General features: G+C 73.8%; 28 protein-coding genes and 3 tRNA genes. 11 read left to right on the top strand and 20 right to left on the bottom strand.

Annotated features, from left to right (window positions below; translation table 11 throughout):
• Positions 1 to 18: 18 nt before the first annotated feature.
• From LWC33_RS13930 to LWC33_RS13915, 4 genes are all read right to left on the bottom strand, one after another.
• A complete protein-coding gene (locus tag LWC33_RS13930; protein ID WP_233304782.1) occupies positions 19 to 966 on the bottom strand; it encodes an oxygenase MpaB family protein in 948 nt (315 codons plus the stop codon).
• The gene (locus LWC33_RS13925) at positions 963 to 1,919 is read right to left on the bottom strand and encodes a R2-like ligand-binding oxidase (protein ID WP_233304781.1); all 957 of its coding nucleotides are present in this window, start codon (positions 1,917 to 1,919) and stop codon (positions 963 to 965) included. The genes LWC33_RS13930 and LWC33_RS13925 overlap by 4 nt, the downstream gene beginning before the upstream one ends.
• Positions 1,920 to 1,960: 41 nt before the next feature.
• Positions 1,961 to 3,067 carry an NDMA-dependent alcohol dehydrogenase gene (locus tag LWC33_RS13920; RefSeq protein ID WP_233304780.1) on the bottom strand — a complete coding sequence of 369 codons (1,107 nt, stop codon included), beginning with the start codon at positions 3,065 to 3,067 and terminating at the stop codon, positions 1,961 to 1,963.
• Positions 3,068 to 3,317: 250 nt separating this feature from the next.
• Positions 3,318 to 4,664 carry a sensor histidine kinase gene (locus LWC33_RS13915; protein ID WP_233304779.1) on the bottom strand — a complete coding sequence of 449 codons (1,347 nt, stop codon included), beginning with the start codon at positions 4,662 to 4,664 and terminating at the stop codon, positions 3,318 to 3,320.
• Positions 4,665 to 4,732: 68 nt separating this feature from the next.
• On the opposite strand from LWC33_RS13915, the gene LWC33_RS13910 reads away from it, so the two are divergent.
• Positions 4,733 to 5,392, top strand: coding sequence for a response regulator (locus tag LWC33_RS13910; protein ID WP_233304778.1), 660 nt, complete (start codon positions 4,733 to 4,735; stop codon positions 5,390 to 5,392).
• A 112-nt stretch (positions 5,393 to 5,504) separates the two neighbouring features.
• Positions 5,505 to 5,918 (top strand): sterol carrier protein, encoded by a 414-nt coding sequence (locus LWC33_RS13905; protein ID WP_233304777.1) that lies wholly within the window; start codon positions 5,505 to 5,507, stop codon positions 5,916 to 5,918.
• Positions 5,919 to 6,112: 194 nt separating this feature from the next.
• On the opposite strand, the gene LWC33_RS13900 is transcribed toward LWC33_RS13905, so the two are convergent.
• A complete protein-coding gene (locus LWC33_RS13900) occupies positions 6,113 to 6,337 on the bottom strand; it encodes a hypothetical protein (protein WP_233304776.1) in 225 nt (74 codons plus the stop codon).
• A 60-nt stretch (positions 6,338 to 6,397) separates the two neighbouring features.
• On the opposite strand from LWC33_RS13900, the gene yczR reads away from it, so the two are divergent.
• Both yczR and LWC33_RS13890 read left to right on the top strand, forming a co-directional pair.
• Positions 6,398 to 7,876 carry a MocR-like transcription factor YczR gene (gene yczR / locus LWC33_RS13895; RefSeq protein ID WP_233304775.1) on the top strand — a complete coding sequence of 493 codons (1,479 nt, stop codon included), beginning with the start codon at positions 6,398 to 6,400 and terminating at the stop codon, positions 7,874 to 7,876.
• A gap of 98 nt (positions 7,877 to 7,974) precedes the next feature.
• Entirely contained in the window at positions 7,975 to 9,069 is a 1,095-nt protein-coding gene (locus LWC33_RS13890) for a CaiB/BaiF CoA transferase family protein (RefSeq protein WP_233304774.1), read from the top strand.
• 87 nt (positions 9,070 to 9,156) lie between these two features.
• Here the strand turns inward: LWC33_RS13890 and rplA are convergent, their stop codons facing one another.
• The 5 genes from rplA to LWC33_RS13865 form a co-directional block, all read right to left on the bottom strand.
• Positions 9,157 to 9,873 carry a 50S ribosomal protein L1 gene (rplA, locus tag LWC33_RS13885; protein WP_233304773.1) on the bottom strand — a complete coding sequence of 239 codons (717 nt, stop codon included), beginning with the start codon at positions 9,871 to 9,873 and terminating at the stop codon, positions 9,157 to 9,159.
• A 65-nt stretch (positions 9,874 to 9,938) separates the two neighbouring features.
• Positions 9,939 to 10,370, bottom strand: a complete 432-nt coding sequence (gene rplK, locus LWC33_RS13880; RefSeq protein ID WP_233304772.1) for a 50S ribosomal protein L11 — start codon at positions 10,368 to 10,370, stop codon at positions 9,939 to 9,941.
• A gap of 66 nt (positions 10,371 to 10,436) precedes the next feature.
• Positions 10,437 to 11,369, bottom strand: a complete 933-nt coding sequence (gene nusG / locus LWC33_RS13875) for a transcription termination/antitermination protein NusG (RefSeq protein WP_233304771.1) — start codon at positions 11,367 to 11,369, stop codon at positions 10,437 to 10,439.
• 58 nt (positions 11,370 to 11,427) lie between these two features.
• Positions 11,428 to 11,778 (bottom strand): preprotein translocase subunit SecE, encoded by a 351-nt coding sequence (gene secE / locus LWC33_RS13870; RefSeq protein WP_233304770.1) that lies wholly within the window; start codon positions 11,776 to 11,778, stop codon positions 11,428 to 11,430.
• Positions 11,779 to 11,838: 60 nt separating this feature from the next.
• Positions 11,839 to 11,914, bottom strand: a tRNA-Trp gene (locus LWC33_RS13865).
• Positions 11,915 to 12,113: 199 nt separating this feature from the next.
• Here LWC33_RS13865 and LWC33_RS13860 point away from each other — a divergent pair.
• Complete coding sequence (locus LWC33_RS13860; RefSeq protein ID WP_233304769.1) at positions 12,114 to 13,352, top strand: pyridoxal phosphate-dependent aminotransferase; 1,239 nt, start codon at positions 12,114 to 12,116, stop codon at positions 13,350 to 13,352.
• Between the two features lie 64 nt (positions 13,353 to 13,416).
• Here LWC33_RS13860 and LWC33_RS13855 read toward each other — a convergent pair whose 3' ends face one another.
• The 9 genes from LWC33_RS13855 to rpmG (LWC33_RS13815) form a co-directional block, all read right to left on the bottom strand.
• Positions 13,417 to 13,626 (bottom strand): hypothetical protein, encoded by a 210-nt coding sequence (locus LWC33_RS13855; RefSeq protein ID WP_037046063.1) that lies wholly within the window; start codon positions 13,624 to 13,626, stop codon positions 13,417 to 13,419.
• Positions 13,627 to 13,722: 96 nt separating this feature from the next.
• A complete protein-coding gene (locus LWC33_RS13850) occupies positions 13,723 to 14,163 on the bottom strand; it encodes a MaoC family dehydratase (protein ID WP_233304768.1) in 441 nt (146 codons plus the stop codon).
• Positions 14,160 to 14,597, bottom strand: coding sequence for an FAS1-like dehydratase domain-containing protein (locus tag LWC33_RS13845; protein WP_233304767.1), 438 nt, complete (start codon positions 14,595 to 14,597; stop codon positions 14,160 to 14,162). The genes LWC33_RS13850 and LWC33_RS13845 overlap by 4 nt, the downstream gene beginning before the upstream one ends.
• 5 nt (positions 14,598 to 14,602) lie before the next feature.
• The gene (gene rpmG / locus LWC33_RS13840; RefSeq protein WP_037046058.1) at positions 14,603 to 14,770 is read right to left on the bottom strand and encodes a 50S ribosomal protein L33; all 168 of its coding nucleotides are present in this window, start codon (positions 14,768 to 14,770) and stop codon (positions 14,603 to 14,605) included.
• 47 nt (positions 14,771 to 14,817) lie between these two features.
• Positions 14,818 to 14,890: transfer RNA gene (locus LWC33_RS13835), tRNA-Met, on the bottom strand.
• Between the two features lie 27 nt (positions 14,891 to 14,917).
• Positions 14,918 to 14,993 (bottom strand) — tRNA-Thr (locus tag LWC33_RS13830).
• Between the two features lie 226 nt (positions 14,994 to 15,219).
• The gene (rpsN, locus tag LWC33_RS13825; protein WP_233304766.1) at positions 15,220 to 15,525 is read right to left on the bottom strand and encodes a 30S ribosomal protein S14; all 306 of its coding nucleotides are present in this window, start codon (positions 15,523 to 15,525) and stop codon (positions 15,220 to 15,222) included.
• Positions 15,444 to 15,761, bottom strand: coding sequence for a 50S ribosomal protein L28 (gene rpmB, locus LWC33_RS13820; RefSeq protein ID WP_308190943.1), 318 nt, complete (start codon positions 15,759 to 15,761; stop codon positions 15,444 to 15,446). The genes rpsN and rpmB overlap by 82 nt, the downstream gene beginning before the upstream one ends.
• A gap of 90 nt (positions 15,762 to 15,851) precedes the next feature.
• Entirely contained in the window at positions 15,852 to 16,001 is a 150-nt protein-coding gene (rpmG, locus tag LWC33_RS13815) for a 50S ribosomal protein L33 (protein WP_269323010.1), read from the bottom strand.
• Positions 16,002 to 16,101: 100 nt separating this feature from the next.
• Here rpmG (LWC33_RS13815) and mrf point away from each other — a divergent pair, with 100 nt between their 5' ends.
• The 6 genes from mrf to LWC33_RS13785 all read left to right on the top strand — a co-directional run bounded on the left by mrf (position 16,102) and on the right by LWC33_RS13785 (position 24,408).
• On the top strand, positions 16,102 to 17,376 hold the full coding sequence (mrf, locus tag LWC33_RS13810; RefSeq protein ID WP_233304765.1) for a ribosome hibernation factor-recruiting GTPase MRF: 1,275 nt from the start codon (positions 16,102 to 16,104) through the stop codon (positions 17,374 to 17,376).
• 128 nt (positions 17,377 to 17,504) lie between these two features.
• On the top strand, positions 17,505 to 17,690 hold the full coding sequence (locus LWC33_RS13805) for a hypothetical protein (RefSeq protein ID WP_233304764.1): 186 nt from the start codon (positions 17,505 to 17,507) through the stop codon (positions 17,688 to 17,690).
• A 58-nt stretch (positions 17,691 to 17,748) separates the two neighbouring features.
• Positions 17,749 to 20,802, top strand: a complete 3,054-nt coding sequence (locus tag LWC33_RS13800) for a helix-turn-helix transcriptional regulator (RefSeq protein WP_443719702.1) — start codon at positions 17,749 to 17,751, stop codon at positions 20,800 to 20,802.
• Positions 20,803 to 20,854: 52 nt separating this feature from the next.
• Complete coding sequence (locus LWC33_RS13795) at positions 20,855 to 22,147, top strand: cytochrome P450 (protein WP_233304762.1); 1,293 nt, start codon at positions 20,855 to 20,857, stop codon at positions 22,145 to 22,147.
• Positions 22,144 to 23,781 carry a class I adenylate-forming enzyme family protein gene (locus tag LWC33_RS13790; protein WP_233304761.1) on the top strand — a complete coding sequence of 546 codons (1,638 nt, stop codon included), beginning with the start codon at positions 22,144 to 22,146 and terminating at the stop codon, positions 23,779 to 23,781. Before LWC33_RS13795 ends, LWC33_RS13790 begins: the two co-directional genes overlap by 4 nt.
• A 384-nt stretch (positions 23,782 to 24,165) precedes the next feature.
• Positions 24,166 to 24,408: a hypothetical protein gene (locus tag LWC33_RS13785; protein ID WP_233304760.1), complete on the top strand. Its 243-nt coding sequence runs from the start codon at positions 24,166 to 24,168 to the stop codon at positions 24,406 to 24,408.
• A gap of 16 nt (positions 24,409 to 24,424) precedes the next feature.
• On the opposite strand, the gene LWC33_RS13780 is transcribed toward LWC33_RS13785, so the two are convergent.
• A complete protein-coding gene (locus LWC33_RS13780) occupies positions 24,425 to 24,643 on the bottom strand; it encodes a hypothetical protein (protein WP_037046035.1) in 219 nt (72 codons plus the stop codon).
• Positions 24,644 to 24,824 lie beyond the last annotated feature (181 nt).

Raw genomic sequence — 24,824 nt, 5'->3', positions numbered from 1 at the left:
GCCGGTACAACCCGGTTCTCAGGCTCCGGATGGAGTGACCTGCGGGGAGACCACTCGATCGGAGTACGTGTCCCCGTCCGCCGTCGCGCGGCCGTGGGGCACCGGGCAGCCCTGGGGGAAGGTCCCGAGCTCCCGCACGTCGAAGCCGTTCGGGTAGCTGCGGATGCTCGGCAGGTCCCGCACGAACTTCGGCCGCGTGCGCACGGGCATCGCCCGCACGACCCGGCCGCGCAGCCGCAGCGCGGTCCGCGACAGCGCCTGGAACCAGCGCGGCGGTGCCTCGTATCGGAAGGCCTCCCGCAGGTGAGGGTCCATGAGCGAGCGGGAGAAGGCGTCGATCAGCGACGCCGGGGCCTTGTCGTTGGGCGGGAACGTGCACAGCAGCGCGAGCGTGGAGTCGGCGACGGCCCGGCCGCCCGGGTCGTAGCCGAAGTGCTCGCGCTCGTGGGCGTCGTGGACCTCGCAGAACTCCTGCCAGGTCGCCGGGATGTCCTTGATGCCCATGTGCCGACCGAGCTCGCGGTAGTAGTTCGCGCTCGCGACCTTCTCCGTCTCCGAGAACGGCCGCCAGCCGTAGGCGTCCATCCACCGGATCGGCGAGACGACGAACGTGCACAGCGTGTACTGCATGTCGCCATTGCTGATGGGGTAGCTGCGGTGCATCTGGTTCATCCGCCGGACGGCGTCCTTGCCCGTGCCGGTGAACCCGTGCTCGAGGACGGCCTCGAGGATCAGCCCCGTGTCGTCGTAGCGCTTCTGGACGCGCTCGGTGAACTCGCCGGTCTCCGCGAGGAGCTTGCCGATCGTCGGCACGGCGTACGTGCGGAACAGCGCGAACGAGAGCGCCTGGTTGATGTCCCAGGGGAACTCGTACATCGACATGAGCCGGTAGATCTCGAGCCAGTCCGTCTCCGGGTCCAGAAGCTCGATCTCGCGGAGCCGGTCGTAGCGTCCTGCGCGGGTCATCCGGCCAACTCCAGCTGGTCCTCGGCGTGGAACTTCTCCTCGAGCGCCTCGGGCGAGGCGTCGACGTCGATCACCCGCAGGTCGGCCCCGCGGGCGGACTCGATCGCCCCGAGCCGACGGCCCAGCTTGTCCATGGCGTACTCGGCCATCTCCGAGATGTCGACGCCGAAGGGCGGCTCGCCGCCCTCGTACTTGTCGAAGGTCGCGGTGACCACGCCCATGGCCGGGACCATCAGCTCCTGCATGCGCTCGTCGACCACGTCGAACATCGCGTCGTCGGCGGCGACGTGCCGGCGGCAGGTGAAGGTGCCCCAGGCCATGTGGCGGCGCTCGTCGTCGCCGATGTGCTTGATCACCTTCTGGATGCCGGGCAGGATCCCCCGGCTCGCGCAGATCTTCTGCCAGGCGAAGTAGCCGGTCAGCGCCAGCGTGCCCTCCACGATGTGGTTGTAGGTCACCGAGGCGCGGATCTGGTTGCGCGGCGACGGGTCGCGCTCCAGGGCGTACAGGCTGTCCGGCAGCTGCTTGGTGAAGATCTCCAGGTACGCGTCGTTGAACTCGATGTACTCGTGGAGGTCCCCGCTCATCCCGACGGCGTCGAACCACAGCCGGAAGGCCTGGGTGTGCTTGGCCTCCTCGTACACGAACTGGGTCAGGTACATCTCGTCGGCGAACCGGCCCTCCGCGGCCATCGCGGCCACGAAGGGCTGCAGGTCCTGGGTCACCGACTCCTCGCCCGCCATGAACTGCGCCGCGAGCGCACAGGTGTACCACCGCTCCTCGTCCGTCAAGGCCGCGAAGTCCTTCGCGTCCTGCGAGAAGTCGATGTCCGCCGGGTTCCAGTGCTTCCCGGCTCCCTTGGTGAACAGGCGCATCGGGAAGGACTCCTGCTTCAGCCCGCCTTCGTCGAGGGAGGCGAACCCGTCCCGCTTGCCGTGCTCGATCGTGCGCATGTCGGCTCCTTTGCCGTCGAGGCTGGGTGGTGGGGAGGTGGTCAGAAGCGGATGAGGCCCCGGATGTTGCGGCCGGCGCGCATGTCCTCGTAACCCTCGTTCACCTGGTCGAGCGTGTACTCCTTGGTGATCAGCTCGCGCAGCTTCAGCCGGCCGAGGTTGTGCAGCTCGAGCAGGCGCGGCACGTCGTGCTGGCCGCTGGAGCTGCCGAACAGGGCGCCGCGGATCTGCTTCTCGTAGAGCGTGAGCTCCAGGAGCGAGAGGCTCGCGGTCTCCTGCTCCGCCTTGCCGAGCGCGGTCACCACGACCCGCCCCCGCTTGCCGACCAGCTGCAGCGCGGGCTGCAGGTCGTCGCCCTCGGCGATGCCGGTGGTGAGGATCGCGGCGTCGACGAGCTGGCCGCGGGTGAGTTCCGAGATCAGCGCCCAGGCCTCGTCGATGCTCGCCGCGGTGTGCGTGGCGCCCAGTTCGAGGGCCTTCTCCCGCTTGAACTCCACCGGGTCCACGGCCACGACGTACCGGCAGCCCGCGTTGACCGCGCCCTGCACGGCGTTGGCGCCGATCCCGCCGATCCCGATGACGACGGCCGAGTCCCCCGCACGCAGGTCGGCGGTGCGGACCGCGGAGCCGAACCCGGTGGTCACGCCGCAGCCGACCAGCGCGGCGAGCTCCAGCGGGAAGCCCTCGTCGATCTTCACGACCGACTTGACCGGCACCACGGTGTGCTGGCTGAACGTGCCGAGCAGGCACATCTGCCCCACGTCCTCGCCGCGCGCGTGGAAGCGGTAGGTGCCGTCGAGCTGGGGGCCGAGGGTGGCGCCCGCGCCGTCGTCGCACAGGCTCGTCATGCCGCGGACGCAGTACGAGCAGCGCCCGCAGCTCGGCAGGAAGGTCATCACGACCGGGTCGCCGACCTCCACCTCGGTCACGCCCGGACCGACCTCGCGCACGCGCCCGGCGCCCTCGTGGCCGCCGACCACGGGGTAGGCGACGGGGAGGTCGCCGGTCACCAGGTGCTCGTCGGAGTGGCAGAGCCCGGACGCCGTCAGCTCGACCAGGACCTCGCCGGGACCCGGCGGGTCGAGCTCGACCTCCTCGACCTCCCACTTGCCGCCCAGTTCCCACAGCACCGCTGCTCGGGTCTTCATGAGCGTCGATCATGATGCGCGTCACGCCGGATCACAGCGGGCCGCGAGTTCCCGCCCTGTCCCCCGCGTGCCAGCCCCGACACGGCGAAGGCGAGAGCGCGACTCGCGGAAGCCCACAGCGCGACTCGTGGGAACGAAGGGCAGCAGTCCCGCGAGTCGGGGGCTGGGCTCCCGCGAGTCGGAGGCTGGATTTCCGCGAGTCGGGGGCTGGGCTCCCGCGAGTCGGGGGCTGGGCTCCCGCGAGTCGGGGTCAGGCGGGGGTGAGGGGGAGGGTCAGGCGGGCGACCAGGCCCCCGCCCTCGCGCGGGAGCAGGGTGAGCTCGCCGTTCATCGCGCCCACCAGCGCCTCGACGATCCACAGGCCCAGCCCCGCGGTGCCGCGCCGCTCCCCCAGGGCCACGCCCTTGGCCGTCACCAGGCCCTCCTGGCCGGACGGCAGACCGGGGCCGCGGTCGCGCACCTCGGCGACCAGCGTGTCGTCCCCGTAGGCGAGGTCGACCTCGACGGGCTCCTCGCCACTGTGCCGGGCGGCGTTCTCGACGAGGTTGGTGAGCACCCGGCGCAGCCGCTGCGGATCGCAGCGCACGGCCGCCCCGGCCGGTGCGACCGTGATCCGACGACGAGCGGGCGCGACCGCGGCCGCGTCGAGCACGGCCTCGGCCAGCTCGGCCAGCACGACCCGCCGGTCGGTGACCCGGCCGAGCGGGCTGCCGTCCCGGACCGCCAGGTCGGCGAGGCCCTCGAGCATGTCCTGCAGGTGCAGCGCGTGTTCGGCGAGCAGCCGGGTGGCGGTCCGCGAGGCGGTAGGGGACAGCGCACCCTTCGCCAGGTCGGCGGTCAGCGCGGTGAGCGAGGCGACGGGCGTGCGGAACTCGTGCAGGACCACGCGGACCCCGTCGAGCCTGGCCTGCTGCGCCGCGACGAGCCGGGCGCGCAGCTCCCGCTCGGACAGCAGCTTCTCGTGCTCGGCCGCCGCCCGGGCCCGCGAGTCGGCGGCCTCCTGCAGCTGCCGCTCCAGCATCCGCACCAGCACCCCGACCAGCACCGCGGCCGCCACGAGGAACCCGCTCCACCACGCCCCCGTCAGCAGCCGCTCCGCGACCGGCACCTCCGGGTCCGACCCGAGCAGGCACGCGACGGTGAACCCGATCCCCACGCCGAGCGCGCCCAGCCGGCCCAGCACCGGCCCGCTGCGCAACGACATCGCGATCGCGATCAGCGGCAGCACCGCGACGAAGATGCTGTCCGCGCCCCCGGTGAGCCCGCAGGCGACCAGGACCAGCACGCCGTCGACCACCGTGATCACCGCGGGCCGGACGGGCAGCTGCCACTCCGCCCACTCCGTCACGACGAGGGCGGCGGCGTAGAGCGCCGTGCCGATCACGATGCCCCACACCACCAGCGGGCGGCCGCGGGCGAGCTCGGGACCGACGGCGAGCGCCAGCCCGACGGCGACCACGACGATCGCCCGGATGACCACCGCCGCCCGTTCCTCGGCCGAGTCGGAGCGCCGCGTCCAGGGGTCCCACCGCTGCGCGCCCGGATCCGTCATGGCCTCCGCGAGCGGGTCCACCCTGCCGTCCGTCGGGCTGGTCACCGGGCCTCCCGTCGCCGTCGGTGCAGGTCCTGCGAGTCCGCAGACTAGATCCGATTAGGCTCCGGTCCGTGCAGGAGGGCCCCCACACCGTCGTCATCGTCGACGACCACGCGCTGTTCGCCCAGGGCCTCGCGCTCCTGCTGGAGTCCCGCGCGGGCGACACGTTCCGGGTCGCCGGGTCGGCCACGGCCGGCGAGGAGGCCGTCGCGCTCGTCGGCAAGAACCGCGCGGAGATCGCCGTGGTCGACCTCGCGCTGCCGCCGCTCGGCGGCGTCGAGACGATCCGCCGCATCAAGGCCGCCTATCCGGCGACGAAGGTCCTCGCCCTCTCCGGGACCGAGGACCTGGACCTGGCCGCGGCCGCGCTACGCGCCGGGGCGGACGGCTACCTCGGCAAGTCGGCCGACCCCGCGGTGCTCGTCGCCCCGTTGCTGTCCCTGCTCGCGGGGGTCAAGGTCGTCCGCGGGGAGTTGCTCGAGGCGCTGCTGGCCTCGGCGGACCGGACCGCCGACGGCGTGCTCGACACCCTCTCCGAGCGGGACGTCGAGCTGTGGCGGCTGCTCGCCCGCGGGCTGGAGACCAGCGAGATCGCCCGGCCGATGCTGGTCAGCGAGCGCACGGCCAAGCGGATGATCGCCTCGCTGCTGCACAAGCTCGGTGCGGCCAACCGGATCGAGGCGGCCGCGCTGGCGGGCCGGGCCGGGCTGCTCGACGACCCGCGCTCCTGACGGCCCGGGGCAGGCCGGTCCGTGCGGGCCAGGCGTGGCCCGACCGGGGAGTCGCCGCGGGTGGTCCCGGCGGGCCAGACTCCCCCGGCAAGCGAGCGAAAGGGGCTGCGACGTGGCGGCGTTCCAGAACGAGGCCGAGGTGTACGAGTACCTGGGCGGGGTCTTCCGGCTGGGCATGGAGGACGCGGCGATGGTCGAGAAGCTGAAGCCGTCCGGGGTCGTCCTGCGCATCACCTACTCGGACCCCGAGGCCGTGCTGACCGTGGACATGCCGAACTCGGAGATCTTCGAGGGCGCCGGCAACGGCCCGGAGCCGAACGTCGAGCTGTTCATGAGCGCCGACACGGGCAACCGGTTCTGGCTGGGCAAGGTCGTGCTGCCGGTGGCGCTGGCCAAGGGGCAGGTCCGCGCCAAGGGCCCGGTCGCCAAGCTGCTCAAGGTGCTGCCGCTGGCGAAGAGCCTGTTCGGGCCGTACAAGGCGATGCTCGAGGAGAAGGGCCGCGGCGACCTGCTGGCGGCGGCCTGAGCCCGGGTCCCCCGATGCGGTGAGGTCCGGGCACCCGACGGAGCCCGGACCTCACGGAAGATCGGTACTTCCGCGGGCCCGACCACGGGCCCGCCTGGGAGGCGCGTCGTGGACGGTGAGCGGACCTCGGACCTGCCCGAGACCCTGGACATCGACGTGCAGATGTGGACCTCGCTGCGGGGCCGGCTCCACGACTATGCAGAACCACCGGGAGTACCGGACCTGAGCCGCCTCAGCGGCGGTCCGGCGCGTTGTGGTCGCGCGGCCGCCTCCTCGAGCCGGCGGAGCACCTTCTTCACGTCGCCCCAGGGCGTCGCCGTGTAGTGCGGCCGCTCCCGCAGCGAGCGGCTGTCGGCACCGTAGCGCGGCGCCAGGATCGCGATGAGGACCAGGACCGAGAGCAGGATCGTCGCTGTCATGCCTCCACTCTGGCACTATTGGCCTGATACTCCATGGCCAATTTCGCGGAGGTGGACTGAGTGGACCCCGTTGACCCCGGATCACGTCGGATCGGCGGCGCCAGCTTCGCCCGCCTGCTGGGCCGCTGGCGCCCGGACGACCAGCGCGGGCTCGCGTCGGCCCTGACCGAGCGCGTCCGGCTCCTCGTCCTGGACGGCCGGCTGCCGCTCGGCACCCGGGTCCCGGCCGAGCGCGAGCTCGCCGGCGCCCTCGACGTCAGCCGGACGACGGTGGCCGCGGCCTACGAGGCCCTGCGCGCCGACGGCTTCCTCGAGAGCCGGCGCGGCTCCGGCAGCTGGACGCGGGTGCCCGGTCCCACCGGCGGCGCGACCCCCGAGACCCCGTTCTCGCCGCTCGCCGGCGGCGGGCTCACCGACCTCGCGCACGCCGCGCTGCCCGCTCCCACGGACGCGATCCGGCGCGCGGCCGCCGCGGCCGTCACCGAGCTCGACGGGCAGATCGGCGGCCACGGCTACACCCTCGCCGGGATCCCGGCCATGCGGGAGGCCGTGGCGCGCCGGTTCACCGAGCGCGGCGTGCCGACCACCCCGGACCAGATCCTGGTCACCTCCGGGGCCCAGCACGCGATCGCGCTGGTCCTCACGCTGCTCGCCGGTCCGGGAGACCGGGTCCTCGTCGAGCACCCGACCTACCCGAACGCGCTCGACGCCATCCGCGGCCGCGGTGCCCGGCCGGTCCCCGTGCCGCTCGCCCCCGAGGGCCGCGAGCCGGCGTGGGACCTCGACCTGCTGACCGCCACCGTCCGGGACACCCGTCCGGCCCTCTGCTACCTGGTCCCGGACTTCCACAACCCCACCGGCGCGGTGATGCCACCGGAGGTGCGCGCCGGCCTCGTCGAGCTGGCCCGGCGGACCCGCACCCCGCTCGTCGTCGACGAGACGCTGACCGAGCTGCCGCTCGACGTCCCGGCCCCCGAGCCCGTCGCCCGGCACGCGCCGGACTCCGCGTTGCTGATCACGATCGGCTCCGCGAGCAAGGTGTTCTGGGGCGGGCTGCGGATCGGGTGGATCCGCACCTCGGCGTCGCTGGTGCGGCGGCTCGCCGCGCTGCGGCCGTCGATCGACCTCGGCGGGGCCGTGCTCGACCAGCTGGTGACGGCCCGCCTGCTGGGCGAGGTCGAGACCGTGGTGGCCGAGCGGCAGGAGAGCCTGCGGGCCGCCCGCGCGGACCTGCGCCGGCGACTGGCCGAGGACTTCCCCCAGTGGCGGCCCAACGACCCGACGGGCGGGCTCAGCCTGTGGGTGGACCTGGGCGAGCCGGTGTCGAGCCTGCTCACCGGGGCGGCCCGCCGACACGACGTCCTGCTGGCCGCCGGGCCCCGCTTCGGCGTCGACGGCGCGTTCGAGCGCTACATACGGCTGCCCTACACGCTCCGGCCCGAACGCGCCGCGGCCGCGCTCGAACGGCTGACCGCGGCCTGGCAGGGTCTGCGGCACCAGCCGGACGGCGCGGCGGCGGACCAGATCGCCGTGGCGTGAACGGGCCGGTGTCGTCCGGTGTCGTGTGGCCCGGGCCGCTGACCTGACGGCCGCGGACCCGTAGAGTCCTGAACGATCGATCGATGAGGAGGATGGAAGTGGGCACTCGCAGCGGACCCCTCGCGGGCGTACGGGTCGTCGAGCTCGCCGGTATCGGACCGGGGCCGCACGCGGCGATGATCCTCGGTGACCTGGGCGCCGAGGTGGTCCGGATCGACCGGCCGGGCGGGCTGAAGATCGGCGGCGACGCCGACCCCACCCTGCGCGGGCGGCGCCGGGTGGCCGCCGACCTCAAGACCCCCGAGGGTCGCGAGACCGTGCTGAAGCTCGTCGAGAAGGCCGACGTGCTGCTCGAGGGGTACCGCCCCGGCGTCACCGAGCGGCTGGGCGTCGGCCCCGCGGACTGTCACGCCCGCAACCCGAAGCTCGTCTACGGCCGGATGACGGGATGGGGCCAGGGCGGCCCGATGGCCGACCGCGCGGGCCACGACATCAACTACATCTCGCTCACCGGCGCGCTGCACGCCATCGGCCGCGGCAACGGCGAGCGCCCGGTGCCGCCGCTCAACCTGGTCGGCGACTTCGGCGGCGGCTCGATGCTGCTGGTCATCGGCGTGCTCGCGGCGCTGTACGAGGCGCGCGGGTCCGGGGAGGGCCAGGTCGTCGACACCGCCATGGTCGACGGCGCCAGCCTCCTGGTGCAGATGGTGTGGGGGATGCTCGGGCAGAAGTTCTGGCAGGACGCGCCGGCCAGCAACATGCTCGACGGCTACGCGCCCTTCTACGACACCTACACCTGCGCCGACGGGAAGTTCATGGCCGTCGGGGCGATCGAGCCGCAGTTCTACGCGGAGCTGCTCAAGGGCCTGGAGATCGACCCCTCCGACCTGCCGGCGCAGATGGACATCCCGTCCTGGCCGGCGATCAAGGCACGCTTCACCGAGGTCTTCAAGACCAGGACCCGCGACGAGTGGGCCGCCGTCTTCGACGGCACCGACGCGTGCACCACCCCGGTCCTCGCCTTCGGCGAGGTCGCGCAGCACCCGCACATGGCCGCGCGGAACACGATCGTCAGCCCGGAGGACACCCCGCAGGCCGCGCCCGCGCCCCGGTTCTCCCGCACGCCGACCGAGGTGCCGGGCCGCCCGGCCGAGCCGGAGTCCGTCGACCAGATCCTCACCGACTGGTCCTGACGGCCGGCAGGAACGACTGCGGGAACGACCGCGGTACGACGAAGGCCCCCTCCGGGATCCCGGAGGGGGCCTTCGTACGAGGGACGATCAGACGGTGTCGTCGACCAGCAGGTTGCGGGTGCGGTTCGGGTCGACCGGGATGCCCGGGCCCGTGGTCGTCGAGACGGTGATCTTCTTGATGTAGCGGCCCTTCGCGGCGGACGGCTTGGCCCGCAGGATCTCGTCGAGGGCGGCGCCGTAGTTCTCCACCAGCTTGTCGGTGTCGAACGAGGCCTTGCCGATGACGAGGTGCAGGTTGGCCTGCTTGTCCACCCGGAAGTTGATCTTGCCGCCCTTGATGTCGCTGACGGCCTTGGTGACGTCCGGGGTGACGGTGCCGGTCTTCGGGTTCGGCATCAGGCCACGCGGGCCGAGGATGCGGGCGATGCGGCCGACCTTCGCCATCTGGTCGGGGGTCGCGATCGCGGCGTCGAAGTCCAGCCAGCCGCCCTGGATCCGCTCGATCAGGTCCTCGGCGCCGACGACGTCGGCACCCGCGGCCTCGGCCTCGGCGGCCTTGTCGCCGACGGCGAAGACGATGACCCGGGCGGTCTTACCGGTCCCGTGGGGCAGGTTCACGGTCCCGCGGACCATCTGGTCGGCCTTGCGGGGGTCGACGCCCAGCCGCATGGCGACCTCGACGGTCGCGTCCATCTTGCTGCTCGCGGTCTCCTTGGCCAGCTTGGCGGCCTCGAGCGGCGAGTACAGGGCGTCGCGGTCGATCTTGGCCGCGGCCTGCTCGTAGATCTTGCTGCGCTTTGCCATCTCTGTCCTTCGAAGGTCAGTCCGTGGTAGGAGCCGCGCCCGGCTCTCCCACGCGTACTAGGGGGTCAGTTGACCGTGATGCCCATCGACCGGGCGGTGCCGGCGATGATCTTCACGGCACCGTCGAGGTCGTTGGCGTTGAGGTCGCGCATCTTCGTCTGCGCGATCTCCCGCACCTGGTCCATGGTCACCGAGGCGACCTTGGTGGTGTGCGGGGTGCCGGAGCCCTTCTCGACGCCGGCCGCCTTCAGCAGCAGCTTGGCCGCGGGCGGGGTCTTGAGCTCGAAGGTGAACGAGCGGTCCTCGTACACCGAGATCTCGACCGGCACCACGTCGCCGCGCTGGGCCTCGGTGGCGGCGTTGTAGGCCTTGCAGAACTCCATGATGTTGACGCCGTGCTGACCCAGCGCGGGGCCGACCGGCGGCGCCGGCGTGGCCGCGCCGGCCTTGATCTGGAGCTTGATGATCGCGGAGAGCTTCCGCTTCTTGGGTGGCATCCTTGGTTTCCTCGTGATCGTCCTACGCGCCGCGGACCTGCCCGCCGCGACGGAGTTCGTGCACCGTCAGATCTTGGAGACCTGACTGAAGGCCAGCTCGACGGGCGTCTCGCGGCCGAAGATGGACACGAGCACCTTCAGCTTCTGCGCGTCGACGTTGACCTCGTTGATCGTGGCCGGGAGGGTCGCGAACGGGCCGTCCATGACGGTGACCGACTCGCCGACCTCGAAGTCGACCTCGACCGTGGCCGCACCGCCGGTGCCGGCGGCCGCGCCGCCCGTGCCCGCCGCGGCGGCGGCCTTCTCCTTCGGCGCCTCCTGCTTCGGCAGCAGGAACTTCAGCACCTCGTCCAGGGTCAGCGGCGAGGGCCGCGACGTGGCCCCGACGAAGCCGGTGACGCCCGGGGTGTTGCGGACGGCGCCCCACGACTGGTCGTTGAGCTCCATCCGGACCAGGATGTAGCCGGGCAGCACCTTGCGCTGCACCTGCTTGCGCTGGCCGTTCTTGATCTCGGTGACCTCTTCGGTGGGTACCTCGACCTGGTAGATGTAGTCCTCGACGTCCAGGGTCTGCACCCGGGTCTCGAGGTTCTGCTTCACCTTGTTCTCGTAGCCCGCGTACGAGTGGACGACGTACCAGTCGCCGGGGGCGCGACGCAGCGCCTCCGTCATCTCCGCGACCGGGTCGACCTCCTCCTCGGCGGCGGTGTCGACGACCGCGTCGGCGCCGTCGGCGCCGGCCTCGAGGTCGCCGGGGTCGGCCTGCTCGTCGGCGCCCGCGACGGCCGCGGCGGCGCCGGCCCCGAGGTCGACGTCGGCCTCCTCCTCGAGGGCGTCCTCCGCCTCCTCGGCCCCGACCGCTTCGGCGGCGGTGTCGGTGTCGGCGGGGTCGATGGTGCTGTCCGAGCTGTCGGAGGCCTCGGCGCCGTAAGCCACCTCGACGTCGGTGTCCTGCACCGTCGTCTCGTCCTCGGCCGGCCGGCCGTCTGGGGAGGTCACGTGCTTCTCGCTTCCTTCGTCAGCGTCGTCGTGCTCGATCGGGGTCCCGGGTCTCGGGCTAGGCGCCGAACAGGGCGTTCACACCCAGGCCGAACACCCAGTCCAGGAGCGACACCAGCGCGATCATGAAGGCGACGAAGACGAGCACGACGATCGTGTAGGTCACCAGCTGCTTGCGCGTGGGCCAGATGACCTTGCGCAGCTCCGCCACGACCTCGCGGAGGAAGCGGACCAGCCTGGCGAACGGCGACGCCTTGCGCGGCGCACCGGCGCCCCGCGAGGGCGTCGGGCGGCCCTTGCCCGGCGTGGTGACCGCACCGGCCCCGGACGAGGACGGCGACGTGCGCCGCCCGCGGCGGTCCGCCGCGGACATCGGGCGCTCCCGCCCGGGCTCCCGCTCGTCGCTCACTCTCGTCCTCACCGGCGGGCAGACGCCCGCCCCTCGTCTCGTTCCTGCTGTCGTCCCAGGTGGCAGGGGTGACAGGACTTGAACCTGCAACCTGCGGTTTTGGAGACCGCTGCTCTGCCAGTTGAGCTACACCCCTACGCTGCCCCGGCCCGTCACGTCGGGGACCCGACGGGTTCGGAGCAGGCACACCGGAAGATCCGGTGCGCCCGGCGAACCGAGTGTACGGCACCCGTTCCGGGGCCCCGCACCCGCGGCCCCCCGGGGAGCCCGGGCGGGGTCCGCGGGGCCGAAACCCGCTCGCGCGAGGCGACCCGCAGTGCGCGAGGATGAGGGCCATGTCCGCACCGACAGCATCGACCACCGGGACGTCGCAGAAGCCCCGGATCTCGACCCGGATCGGGAACATCGCCGAGTCGGCCACGCTCGCCGTGGACGCGAAGGCCAAGGCGCTCAAGGCCGAGGGCCGCCCGGTGATCGGCTTCGGGGCGGGCGAGCCGGACTTCCCCACGCCGCAGCCGATCGTCGAGGCCGCCGTCGCCGCCGCGCAGGACCCGAAGAACCACCGCTACTCCCCCGCCGGCGGGCTCCCCGAGCTCAAGGCCGCGATCGTGGAGAAGACGAAGCGGGACTCGGGCTACGAGATCGCCGCGAACCAGGTCCTGGTGACCAACGGCGGCAAGCAGGCCGTGTACGAGACCTTCGCGACCCTGCTCGACCCGGGCGACGAGGTCATCCTGCCCGCGCCGTACTGGACCACGTACCCCGAGGCGATCGCGCTCGCCGGCGGCGTGACCAAGGTCGTCGTCACCGGCTCGGAGCAGGGCTACCTGCCGACCGTCGAGCAGCTCGAGGCCGCCCGCACGCCGGCCACCAAGGTGCTGCTGTGGTGCTCGCCGTCGAACCCGACCGGCGCCGTGGCCCCGCGCGAGCTCACCGAGGCCGTCGGCCGCTGGGCGCTCGAGAACGGCATCTGGGTCGTCACCGACGAGATCTACGAGCACCTGGTCTACGACGGCGCCGAGGCCGTCTCGCTGCCCGTCGCCGTGCCCGAGCTGGCGGACACCTGCGTGGTGCTCAACGGCGTGGCCAAGACCTACGCGATGACCGGCTGGCGGGTCGGCTGGATGGCCGGCCCCACGGACGTCGTCAAAGCGGCCACGAACCTGCAGTCACACCTGTCGTCGAACGTGGCGAACGTGTCGCAGCGCGCGGCGGTCGCGGCCCTCACCGGCCCGCTCGACGCCGTCGCCGACATGCGCACCGCCTTCGACCGCCGCCGCCGCACCATCGTCGAGCTGCTCTCGGCGATCCCGGGCGTGCAGTGCCCCACCCCGAGGGGCGCGTTCTACGTCTACCCGGACGTGCGCGAGCTGCTCGGCACGCAGATCCGCGGGCAGAAGGTCGAGACGAGCCTCGACCTCGCCGCCGTCGTGCTCGAGCACGCCGAGGTGGCCGTCGTGCCCGGCGAGGCCTTCGGCACCCCGGGCTACTTCCGGCTCTCCTACGCCCTCGGTGACGACGACCTGAAGACCGGCGTCGAGCGGATGGGCGCGCTGCTGCGCGAGGCCCGGTAGCGGTCTGGACACACACGAGGGGCGGGCGCCGGACCCGGCGCCCGCCCCTCCGTGTCTGGAGGACCTACTTGTCGAGGTCGGCCAGGGCGGCGAGCGCGGAGGCGCGCTGGAAGTACTTCCACTTCGCCAGGTCGCCGACCGACTTGATGCCGAGGGCCGCCAGCGCCTCGTCGTGCTTCTCGGTCAGACCCTCGAGGGCCGACGGCGGGGCCTTGAGGACCTCGGCGGCCGTCTTCTCCTCCCAGGCCTTGTCCACCAGCTTCCCGAACTTCACGTGGTGCTCCCTCCGTGTGGTACGGGCCCTCGCGGACCCGGGACGCAGGCAGCATCGACCCACTCGGCGATCACGGCAACCGGACACGCCCCGGGCTCAGCCGGGGAGGACGACCTCCGCGGTGGCCCTACCCAGCACCGACTTGCCGTCGAACACGGCCTTGACGTCGATCCGGGCGACGCGGACACCGTCCGACTCGGTGACGTCCCCGACCGTCCCCGTGATCTCCACGAGGGCGCCGGTGTCGTCGTCGGGCACCACGACGGGGCGGGTGAAGCGGGTGCCGTAGCTGCGCACGAGCGAGGCGTCGCCGACCCAGTCGGTGACGACCCGGCCGGCCACGGCCATCGTCAGCATCCCGTGCGCGATCACGCCCGGCAGCCCGGCGACGCCGGCGACGCGGTCGCTCCAGTGGATCGGGTTGAAGTCGCCGGAGGCACCGGCGTAGCGGACCAGGTCGGCCCGGGTGAGGTGCAGGCGCAGCGGCGGGAGCTCGTCGCCCTTCTGCGCCGCGGCGGGGTTCGACGGGGTGCTCATGCCTGGGTCACCAGCAGCGAGCTCGTGGTGGCGACGGGCGCACCCGCGGCGTCGGCGACCTCGCACCGCAGGGTCAGCATGTGGCTGCCCGCGCGCGTGCGCAGCTCGTCGACGTGGATCGTGGTGAACAGCTCGTCGCCGCCGTGGATCGGGCGGTGGAACGTGATGCGCTGGTCGCCGTGGACCATCCGCGTGTAGTCCCAGCCGAAATCGGGGTCCCGTAGGAACGCCTCGATCAGCGGCATGGTGAACGTCGTCGAGAACGTCGGCGGCGCGACCAGGTCGGGATGACCGGCCGCGCGCGCGACATCGAGATCACGGCTCAGCGGGGACGCGTCCCCGATCGCCACGGCGAACTCGCGGATCTTCTCCCGGCCGACCTGGAAGGGACCGGCGGCCGGGAGGGAACGGCCGACGAAGGACTCGTCGGGCACTGCCGTCAGCGGGTCTCGCGGTGGGCGCGGTGGGTGCCGCAATTCGGGCAGAACTTCTTGACCTCGAGCCGGTCGGGGTCGTTGCGCCGGTTCTTCTTGGTGATGTAGTTCCGGTGCTTGCACTGCTCGCACGCCAGCGTGATCTTCGGCCGGACGTCGGTGGCCTTCGCCATCGCGGGTGCCTCCTGCTTTTCCTGCTTCGAGCTCGGGATCGTGTGTGTAGCGGTGGCCGGACTTGAACCGGCGACACAGCGATTATGAGCCGCTTGCTCTACCGACTGAGCTACACCGCCTCGCGAAGCCGGTCACACCTACCTCGCTGGAGCCCCTTTACGGAATCGAACCGTAGACCTTCTCCTTACCATGGAGACGCTCTGCCGACTGAGCTAAAGGGGCGGCACGGCCCTCCGGGGACTTCCCCGTCGGACCTGGAGAACTCTACACAACCCTCTCCACGGGCCGCCAACCCGGGGGTCCCCCTCCCCGTTTCCGCAGCTCCACCGCCCGGGAGGGCCGGCCGGAGCGGGTGCGGCGCGCCCCCGAGCGACGACCACCGTCGGAGCGACCGTCGCCACACGAGGCCCGCCGCACCCCGCTGCCGCCGTGCCCAGCGGGCCCCGGATCACCAGGAGGACGTGGTGACGCCGGGCAGCATCCCGGCGTGGGCGAGCTCGCGGAGCGTCACCCGGGAGACGCCGAACTTCCGGAGGTACCCACGAGGGCGGCCGTCCGTCGAGTCCCGGTTGCGCACCCGGATGGCGCTGGCGTCGCGAGGCTGGCGGCGCAGCTCGCGCAGCGCCGCCGCCCGCTCGGCCGCCGGGGTGCCGGGCCGGGCGATGAGCCGCTTCAGCTCCCGGCGCCGCTCGGCGTAGCGGGCCACGACTTCCTTGCGGCGCTCGTTGCGGGCGATCTTCGCGGTCGTCGCCATCGGACCTTCTCCCCCCGCGCGCGGATGCGCGCCACCGCGGCCTCGACGCCGATCCGGTCGACGAGCCCGATCGCCCTGGCCGACAGCCGGAGCCGCACGTGCCGGTTCTCCGACGGCAGCCAGTAACGGCGCTCCTGCACGTTGGGGTCGAACCGACGCGGGCTACGCCGCTGCGAGTGCGAGATTCGCCGCCCGAAACCCGGCTCCCGGCCGGTCAGCTGACACCTGCGCGACACGGGCTCACCACCGCCCGGCGTGCGGGTACGACAACAGGACACGGCCCGGCCGTGCCGGCTGGGCCGAGGACCGGCTCCGCGTGGTCGGCATCAGCGCTCCTCGCGGAACTCGACGTGCCGGCGGACCACCGGGTCGTACTTGCGCAGCACGAGCCGGTCGGGGTCGTTGCGGCGGTTCTTGCGGGTCACGTAGGTCGTGCCCGTGCCGGCGGTCGATCGCATCTTCACCACGGGACGCACGGCGGCGGACTTGGCGGCCACGCCACCCTCCTCTCGTATCGGGAACGATTGTCATTTACGGTAATGCTCGCCGACCCCGACCCCTTCCCGAGGAGGGCGCATGCCCGGCACCGAACTGCTCGTGGCCACGGGCCTGAGCGCCGAGGGGGTGGAGCGCGTCCTCACCCGGCTGCGCACCGCCGACCCCGACGTCGTGGTCGTGCACCACGACCTGCGCGACATCGCCCGCGGGCGGCTGCACCGGCGGATCCGCGACCGCGACTCCGACACGTGGACCGAGGTGGAGCTGGCCCACGGCTGCGTGCCCTGCACGCTGCGCGAGGACCTCCTGCCCACGCTGCGCCGGCTCGCCGGCCGGGTCCGGCGCGTGGTGCTGCACCTCGACCCCGTCCTCGAGCCGGAGCAGGTGTGCTGGGCGCTGGCGCACGTCCTGGTCGACGGGGGCGGGGCCGACGGCCGCCCCGGCGTCGTGCTCACCGAGCTCGTCGACCTGCGCGGCGTGATCACGGCCGTCGACGCCGCCGGCTGGCTCGACGACGCCACCGGCGACGAGCCCGTCGCCGAGCGCGGCCTCGCCGACCTCCCGCACGACGAGCGCACGATCGCCCAGGTCGCCGTCGCGCAGGCGGAGTTCGCGGACCTCCTGGTGCACACGGGCACCGCCCCCGCCTGGGAGCTCGCCCGGGTCGACGCCGTTCTGGAGCGGCTCGCCCCCACCGCGCTGCGGTCCCGGCTCGCCGAGCTCGACGACGACGCGGTGCTCCTGCGCCGCACGCACGTGCAGGCCCGTCGCGGCCGACCCGACGACGTCCACGTCCCGCTGCTGCGCGGTGCCCCGCCGCTGACCACCGACTGCGGGGTGCGCCTGCTCGTCTTCTCCGCGCGCCGCCCGTTCCACCCCGCCCGCCTGCACGAGGCGATCGACCTGCTGCTCGACGGCGTCGTGCGGACCCGCGGGCGGATCTGGCTCGCCACCCGGCCCGACGACGTCCTGTGGCTGGAGTCCGCCGGCGGCGGCCTGCGGATCGGGCAGGCCGGGGAGTGGCTCGCCGGACAGGACCCCGAGGCCTGGGACGAGGTGTCCGACGAGCGCCGCGCCCTCGCGGCGCTCGGCTGGCACCCCCGCTTCGGGGACCGGGCGCAGGACGTCGTCGTGCTGGCCCACGCGCTCGACGCCGACGGTCTCGACGCGGTCGAGGCCGGCCTGCGGTCCGCCCTGCTCACCGACGCCGAGCTCGCCGCCGGCGAGGAGACGTGGCCGGCGCTGCCCGACCCCTTCGGGTTCTGGCACGCCGACCCCTGCGGCGCCCCCGAACCTGCAGGCCACGAGCCCGCCGGCCGGGACGGCGAGCGGTCCCGTCGGGAGGAGTCCTAGACGGGAGACCGGGGACTTCTGCACCCCGAGGGGTAAGGCGACCCCTCAGGTCGGGCGCGCGCCGGCGGCGTCGGGACCGCGTGACCGACCGATGTCCGGGGGCACCCCTCAGGCGGAGTGTCATCGTCATGCTCTTCCTGGAGACGATGGTCGACGAGCACCGCAGCGCCCTCCTCGCCGAGGCCGACCGCAGCCGGCTGGCGCGGCAGGCCCGGCGCGGGCGGAAGGGGCGGCGCGAGCCGCCACGGATCCCGGTGCCCCCGCCGGTGCCGCACGAGAAGTCGGCCGTCGCGGGGCGGTGCCGCGCGGCGTGAGGGGGAGGCCGGCGGAAGGCGCCCGGAACCGTCGGGGGTCCGTGCGAGCATGACGCCCGTGCCACGTCCGGGGGTGGGGATCGGTCTGGTCGGTCGGGGGGCCGAACGGGCCGTCCTCGCCGCTGCGCTCGATCGGGCGCGCTCGGGGCGGGGCACGGGCGTCCTGCTGTCCGGCGACGCCGGGGTGGGCAAGTCCCGGCTGATCGCCGAGCTGTCCGCGCAGGCGGGCGAGGCGGGCGCGCTCGTCCTCCTCGGGCGGTGCATCGACACCGCAGGTGTGGAGCTGCCCTACCTGCCCTTCACCGAGATCGTCGGCCGGCTGCTGGTCGAGCGTCCCGGCCTGGCCGAGCGGCATCCGGGGCTGCTGCGGCTCGTCCCCGGGGAGTCGACCCCGGAGCGGGGCGGGCGCGAGCTGGGGCAGCTGCAGGTCTTCGAGGCGCTGCTCTCGGCCCTCGACACGGCCTCGGGCGAGGGGCCGCCGGTGCTGCTGCTCCTCGAGGACCTGCACTGGGCGGACCGGTCGAGCCGCGACCTGCTCGTCTTCCTGCTCTCCCGGCTGGGCGCCGGGCGCCTGCTCGTGGTGGCCACCTACCGCGCGGACGACCTGCACCGCCGGCACCCGTTGCGCCCGGTGCTCGCCGAGCTGGTGCGGCTGCCCGCCGTCGAGCGGCTGGAGCTGGCGCCGCTGCCGCCGTCCGACGCGCTCGCCCTGGTCACGGCCCTCGCCGGCGATCTCGGGCTGCCGGAGCGCGCGCTGCACCGGCTGGCCCGGCGCAGCGAGGGCAACGCGTTCTTCGCCGAGGAGCTGGTCTCGGCCGCCGGGGGCGGCGCCGGGCTGCCCGAGGCACTCACGGACGTCCTGCTGGCCCGGTTCGAGCGACTGCCCGCGCCCGCCCGCCAGGTGCTGCGGGTCGCGTCGGTGGCCGGGCGCAGCGTCGCCGACGCCACGTTGGCCGAGGTCAGCGGCCTGGCCACCGCGGAGTTCGAGGAGGCCGTCCGGGAGGCCGTGGCCCATCACGTCCTGGTGCCGGACGAGCGGGGCGACCTCACCTTCCGGCACGCCCTGCTGCGCGAGGCGGTCTACGGCGACCTGCTGCCCGGCGAGCGGGCGCGGATCCACTCGCGGTACGCGGACCTGATCGCCGCGCGACTGGCGGAGCCGGCCCCGACCGGCCGGCCCGCACCCGTCGCAGCCTCCCCCGCGGCCGCCCTGGCCCACCACGCCCTCGCCGCCCACGACCTGCCCCGCGCGCTCGCCGCGTCCGTGCGCGCGGCCCGGGAGGCCGATCGTCTCGGGGCGCCCGCCGAGGTCCTGCGGCACGCCGAACGGGCCGTCGAGCTGTGGTCCGCAGTACCCGACGCGGCCGCGGTCGCGGGGGCGGACGAGATCACCGTCACGCTCTGGGCGGCCTGGTCGGCGAGCGCCACCGGCGACCCGGACCGCGGCATCGCGTTGAGCACCCGCGCCCTGGAGCTGGTCGACGCCGGCACGGACCGCGAGCGCGCCGCCGAGGTCCGGGTCCGGCACGCCATCCGGCAGCTCGAGCGCGCCGAGGCCGCCGTGCCCGCGGCCACCACGGCCCGGGAGGCGGTCGACCTCCTCCGGGACGGGCCGCCCACCGCCGACCTCGCCTGGGCCCACGCGATCCTGGCCCGCGCCCTCTGGCGCACGGACGACGTGCCGGGCGTGCGCGAGCACGGCGCGGCGGCCCTGCGGATCGCGCGGAAGGCGGCCGCGGCCCTGCGGGCGGGCACCGCCGAGCCGCACGGTGAGCACGCCGCCGCGGATCCGCGCACGGCGCTCGCGGAGGCGCTGCAGGACGTGGCGGCGGCCGAGGCGGACGCCCTGATCAGCCTGGCGGTCGCGGAGGAGTTCGAGGGTCGCGGCCCACGCAGCCGCGCGCTGCTGTCGGAGGCCCTGCCCCTGGCCCGCGGCTCCGGGAACATCGGCGTGGAGCTGCGGATCTTCTACAACCGCGGGATGTCGTTCCTGGAGGAGGGCTCGGCGGCGGCCGCGGCGGCGGAGTTCGCGGCCGGGGGCGCACGGGCCACCGAGACCGGCACCACCTGGAGCGGCTACGGCATGGACATGCGGGTCGCGCGGCTGATGAGCGAGTTCGTCGCCGGCGACTGGGACGCCGCCGAGCACACGGCCCGGCTCGGCGGGGCGATGGTGGCGCCGGTCGTCGCCGGGCGGCTCGCCGCGGCGGGCCTGCTGGTCGAGGTCGCCCGGGGCCGGCTCGAGGAGGCCGAGCGGCGCTGGGAGGAGCTCGACTCCCGCGACCAGGAGGACGACCAGGTGGTCCTCCTGCTGGGCGGGGCCGGCGTCGAGGCGGCGCTCTGGCGGGGCGCGCCGGAGGAGGCGCTGCGCCGGGCGGAGACCGCACTCGCCGACCTCGAGCGGCTCCTGCCGCACCACATCGCGGCGATCATGCTCGCCGCCCTCGGCCTCGCCGCCGTACCCGAGGGCGCGCACGAGCCTGCCGAACGACTCCTCGCGTGTGCGGAGGAGGCCGCCGAGAAGGGCATCCCCCGGTCGGGCTCGCTGGGCGTCGAGGGGCGGGCGTGGCTGGCCCGGGCGCGCGCGGAGCGGGAGCGCGTGCGGGGGCAGGCCGACGCCGCGACGTGGACGGGGGTGCTGGAGGCGTTCGGCTACGGCGAGCCGTACCGGGAGGCCGAGGCCCGGGTCCGGCGGGCCGAGGCGCACCTGACCGCGGCCGGCCGCACCGAGGACCGGGCGGCGGCCGCGCGGCGGCGGGAGGCGGCCGTCGCGGACCTCGACGCGGCGGTCGGGGTCGCCGGCCGGCTCGGCGCGGCGCCGCTGCGCGCGCGGGCCGCCGACGTCCGGGAGCGGGCGCGTGCCCGCCGGTCCCGCCCCGAGCCCGCGTCCGCGGGCGCCGGGCCACTCACCCCGCGGGAGCGGGCCGTGCTGGCGCTGGTGGCCGAGGGGCGCACGAACCGCCAGGTCGGCGAGGCCCTCTACATCAGCGAGAAGACGGTCAGCGTGCACCTCTCGCGGGTCATGGCGAAGCTCGGCGCCGCGGGACGCACGGACGCGGTGGCGATCGGGTACGAACGGGGCCTCATCCCTCCCCGATCTACCGTTCAGTAACTATGGTGGGCGAGGCGCCGGTCACCGCGGACCGGCAGGAGGGACCGTATGCATGTCCACTGACGCGACCACCACGGATCACGCGGCCCTCGACCCGGGACGCCCGGACCTCTCGGACGTCGAGGGGTTCTGGACCGTCCCCGTCGAGGAGCGCGCCGCCGCCTTCGCGTGGCTGCGCACCAACGAGCCGATCCCCTTCTACCCCGAGCCGGACTTCGGCCATCTGGAGCCGGGCCCGGGGTACTTCGCGCTGACCCGGCTCGACGACGTCGTCGAGGCCAGCCGGACCCCGCAGGTCTTCACCTCGGGCTCGGGCTCGACCTCGGTCGTCGACCAGCCGCCGGAGTTCGCCGAGTTCTTCGGCTCGATGATCAACATGGACGACCCGCGGCACGCCCGGCTGCGCCGGATCGTCTCGCGTGGCTTCACCCCGCGCCGGCTCGCCCAGCTCACCGAGGACGTGCAGCGGTCGGCGACCCGGATCGTCGACGACGTGATCGACCGCGGCGAGTGCGACGCGGTCACCGACATCTCCGCCCGGCTGCCGCTGAAGATCGTCTGCGACATGATGGGCATCCCCGAGAGTCAGCACCGCTTCGTGTTCGACCGCACGAACGTGATCCTCGGGGCGCAGGACCCGGAGTACGTGCCGGAGGGCACGGACGTCATCACCGCCCTGCTCACCGCGGGCGGCGAGCTCGCCGCGCTGATGAAGGAGCTCGGTGCGGCGCGGGAGAAGAACCCGACGGACGACGTGACGTCCGCCCTGGTCAACGCGGAGATCGACGGCGAGCGGCTGACCCCGGACGAGCTCGCCAGCTTCTTCGTCCTGCTGGTGGTCGCGGGCAACGAGACCACCCGCAACGCGATCAGCTGGGGCCTGAAGTTCCTCACCGACAACCCCGACCAGCGCGCGGCCTGGCTCGCCGACCTCGACGGCGTGACGCCCACGGCGATCGACGAGATCGTCCGACTCGCCTCGCCGGTGATCTACATGCGGCGCACGCTGGCGAAGGACGCGGTGCTCGGCGGCAAGGAGCTGGCCGCGGGCGACAAGGTGGCCCTGTTCTACTGGGCCGCGAACCGCGATCCCGCGCACTTCGCCGACCCGGACCGGTTCGACGTCCGGCGCTCGCCGAACCCGCACGTCGGCTTCGGCGGACCCGGCCCGCACTTCTGCCTCGGCGCCCACCTGGCCCGGCGGGAGATGGCGGTGATGTTCCGCGAGCTGCTCACCCGGGTGCCGGACATCCACGTCACGGGCGAGGCGGAGCGGCTGCGGTCGATGTTCATCAACGGCATCAAGCACCTGCACGTCGCCTTCACCGCCGGAGGGGCCCGGTGAACTACCCCGAGGTGCCCGTCGGCGCCGTGCTGGCCGGGTCCGCGCGCCGCTACGGCGACCGGGTGGCCGTGCACTACTACGGCCGCGACCTGACCTACGCCCAGCTGTTCGCCCGGGCCTCCGCCTTCGCGCACGCGCTGCGCGAGCAGGGCGTCGGCCGCGGCGACGTGGTCGCGATCCACCTGCCGAACTGCCCCCAGTACGCGATCGCCTACTACGGCATCCAGCTCGCCGGGGCGACGTTCACGCCGGCCAACCCGCTGCTGCCGCCCGCGGACCTCGCGGCCCAGCTGGCCGACGCCGGCGCGGCCGCGCTGGTGAGCTGGGAGGCCGCGTACCCCGCCTTCGCCGCGGTGCGCGACCAGACGCGGGTCAAGTTCGCGCTGGTCACGAACCGGGAGCAGGCCGTCGACCCCGCGGTGCGGCTGACCGCGCAGGGAGCGTCGGACTTCGAGGAGTTCCACGCGCAGGCGCCCACCGAGCCGCCGGCCGTGGAGATCGACGTCCACCGCGACCTCGCGCACCTGGCCTACACCGGCGGCACCACCGGGCGGTCGAAGGGCGTGCAGCTGCCGCACCGCAACGTGGTGGTCAACGTCCTGCAGTACGCCTGCGCGGGCTCCGGCGCCCGGCCCGAGCTCGACGCCCACGGCGGCCTCGTGCTCGCCGACCAGGGCCCGGCCGAGGAGTTCCCGGTGCGGTTCGGCACCGGCGTCGTCGTCAACATCACGCCCTGGTTCCACGCGATGGGCACGGTCGGCGGGCTCAACATCCCGCTGCTGTCCGGCACGAGCAGCGTGCTGCACGAGCGCTTCGACCCGGCCGCCTACCTGGCCGACGTCGAGCGGTTCGGAGCCACCTCGATGGGCGGCGCGCCGCCGCTGTACGCCGCACTGCTGCGCCACCCGGACTTCGCGACGCGGGACCTGTCGTCGGTCCGGGCGCTGAGCTCGGGCGCGGCCCCGCTGCCCGTCGAGCTGATCGAGGCGCTGCAGCGGCGGCTGGGCGAGGACCTCGTGATCGTGGAGGGCTACGGGCTCACCGAGGTCACGATGGGCGCCACCCAGAACCCGACCGCGCGTTCCGGGGTGCGCAAGGCCGGGAGTGTGGGCCGGCCCGTCGCCGACACCGAGGTCCGGATCGTCGACGAGCAGGGCCGGCCGGTCCCGCAGGGCACCGAGGGCGAGGTCTGCATCCGCGGCCCGCAGGTCATGGTGGGCTACAAGGACCGGCCCGAGGAGACCGCCGCGACGCTGCGGGAGGGCTGGCTGCACACCGGCGATGTCGGCGTCCTCGACGAGGACGGGTACCTGCGGATCGTCGACCGCAAGAAGGACATGCTGCTCTACAAGGGCTACAACGTGTACCCCCGGGAGCTGGAGGAGCTGCTGTTCCGGCAGCCGGGCGTGGTCGGCGCGGCCGTCGTCGGGCGGCCGGACGTGAGCGTCGGCGAGCTGCCGGTGGCCTTCGTGGTGGCGCCGGGCCGCACGGAGGCCCAGGCCACGGAGCTGATGGAGGCGGTGAACGCGCAGGTCCTGCCCTACAAGCGACTGCGCGAGATCCGGCTCGTCGACGAGATCCCGGTGTCGGCGGCGGGGAAGGTGCTCAAGCGGGAGCTGCGGCAGCGCCTGTGACCGTCTCCCCACCCGTGGGGCGGTCCGGCGGACGGTCGGCGGGCGAGCGGCCGAGCCTCCGACCGGCACACGTCGTCGACTCCGACGACCCCGATCGGGTGGGCCGGCCCGGGGTGGGCTAACGATGGCGGGTGACGACCCGATGAACCGGGCGTGACCGTGCCGCCGCCCGCCCCGGCCCGCTGCTCCGTGCCGGCCCCGCGCGGGGCCGCTCGGGACGCACGCACCGTCGTCCTTCCGGCGGTTCCGGGCCGGCACCCGCAGGGGCACGGTGGGGGACGCGGCGTGAGCCGCCGGGCGCAACCTGGCCGCCCGCACACCCCCGCCGGTCACCGGACGGACCGGTGCCCCGAGGCGGAGCGTGTCCCCGCGACGCCCGTTCCGGTGGAGCGGTTGCTGAAGCCGGTTCCGGCACCGAACGTCGCGCGGCGGGGTCGCCGGGTCTCCCCGGCGGTGCACGGCGCCGTCGCGGCGGCCTACTCGGTGACCGCCCGGGCGGGCAGCCTCACGACGCTCGCGGCCATGCTGGTGCTGGGCGGCGCCGTGGCCGCGTCGGCCGACGGCACGGTGCCCAGCGGCCCGGCCGCGACCACGGTGACGCTGCAGGACCCCGCGGGGACCCCGTAGGCCGTGCGCCGTGGCGTCAGGCCGCGACGCCGTCCTGGTTGAGGGGGGTCTTGAGGACGTGGTCGACCAGCCGCATCACGAGCTGACCGCCACCGAGCCGATAGCCGAACTCCTCCCACGTGAGGAGTTCACGGGAGAGCACTTCACCGACCGGGCCCGGGTAGAGCCGGGTGACCCGGAACGCGGCCGCGCGCAGCCGCATCTTCTCGTGATGGTCCATGGGGACGGGACTCATTCCACTCACCTCCGTGGAGGAAGGACTGCGGGCCGGGCGCGCGCTCAGCGCTGAGTCGCCATCCGTGGTGTCCCATCGTGACCCACTTCGTTGACCGGCAGGTGTCGTGGTACCCGAAGAGTGACGAGGCTCTCACTCTGAGCGCGCAAGCTGTCAGAACGCGACTACCCCACGCGCACAT

Source organism: Pseudonocardia terrae (assembly GCF_021343995.1).
In the GTDB taxonomy this organism is placed as follows: domain Bacteria; phylum Actinomycetota; class Actinomycetes; order Mycobacteriales; family Pseudonocardiaceae; genus Pseudonocardia; species Pseudonocardia terrae.
The sequence above is the reverse complement of the archived record's forward strand: the minus strand, read 5'-3'. Positions and strand labels throughout refer to the sequence as shown.